Source organism: Brachyspira catarrhinii (assembly GCF_005518285.1).
Taxonomy (GTDB): Bacteria; Spirochaetota; Brachyspiria; order Brachyspirales; family Brachyspiraceae; genus Brachyspira; species Brachyspira catarrhinii.
Genome location: NZ_SJDU01000593.1, coordinates 1 through 1,021, shown reverse-complemented (window position 1 = coordinate 1,021; position 1,021 = coordinate 1). Strand labels below are relative to the sequence as shown.

Annotated in this window: 3 protein-coding genes; 1 reads left to right on the top strand and 2 read right to left on the bottom strand. The window is 24.9% G+C overall.

Annotated elements, in window-relative coordinates:
- On the bottom strand, positions 1-316 hold a 316-nt coding region (locus EZH24_RS12510; RefSeq protein WP_419670465.1), incomplete at its 3' end, for a tetratricopeptide repeat protein.
- Between the two features lie 70 nt (positions 317-386).
- A complete protein-coding gene (locus EZH24_RS15350; RefSeq protein WP_272897903.1) occupies positions 387-521 on the bottom strand; it encodes a hypothetical protein in 135 nt (44 codons plus the stop codon).
- A gap of 165 nt (positions 522-686) precedes the next feature.
- Here EZH24_RS15350 and EZH24_RS12505 point away from each other — a divergent pair, with 165 nt between their 5' ends.
- Complete coding sequence (locus EZH24_RS12505) at positions 687-998, top strand: hypothetical protein (RefSeq protein ID WP_137999380.1); 312 nt, start codon at positions 687-689, stop codon at positions 996-998.
- Positions 999-1,021 lie beyond the last annotated feature (23 nt).

Sequence of the window (1,021 nt, the reverse complement as noted above, 5' to 3'; positions counted from 1 at the left end):
CTATAGCTTTATCAAAATTAGATATTGCTTTATCGTTTTCTCCATTATCTGTATAAGCAATACCTCTACCACAATATATTTTAGATTTATCAAATCCTAGTTTTTCCGCTTCATTAAAGTCTGCTAAAGCTTCATCAATAGAATATTCTTGAGCATGGCAAATCCCACGCATATAATATATTTCACTTAATTTTGCATTATCAACTGAATTTGAAGATTTATCTATAAGTTTACTGAAGAAATCTTTCGCTTTTTCATAATCTTTATTATTATACGCATCTAATCCATCATTAAAATATTTCTCTTCTTTTATCATAAAATTTTCCCATATTTGAATTAAATTAAACTAATATGAATTATATATTATTTTTATAAAAAAGTCAAATTTACCTCACATTTTTAAAACCCACCGCTACCAAATGCCACTTATCCACCACTTTTATATCAATATCCCTAAAACTATTCCTATTCAAATAAAAATACATAATCTCTTTATTATAGCCCGATTTATGACATTCCAATATTTCGTCTTTGTATCTTTATTGTTAATATCGCATTCTCTTTGCCAACCATATAATCCCGCTATGCTGTGCGAAAAATTTGACCGTTTATATTAAAATTTTAGTTAACAAAAATAAATAATTAGGTTATAATTTTAATTGAAGATTATTTTATGGAGGAATAAAATGTATACAAATATTAGTGTAAAAGATGACCAATTATTATTAGAGTATGAATATTATGATTATAAAAGAGGAAATTATTATACAACATCATATCCTATATATTGTTTATCCGATGACGAAGCTAGGCAAATAAGAGATAGATTATTACCTCAATATGAAGATTTAGGAACAGCAAAAAATGAAGTATATAGATACATAAAAAGTAAAGATTTTTATGACTACCATATTAAAGAATTACTTAAGGCTTTTCCTAATAATAGTAAATATGATAATACGGAAAGCACTATTTATATAAATGGAGCTAAAGTATAAATTAATTATTATATTCTACAAAC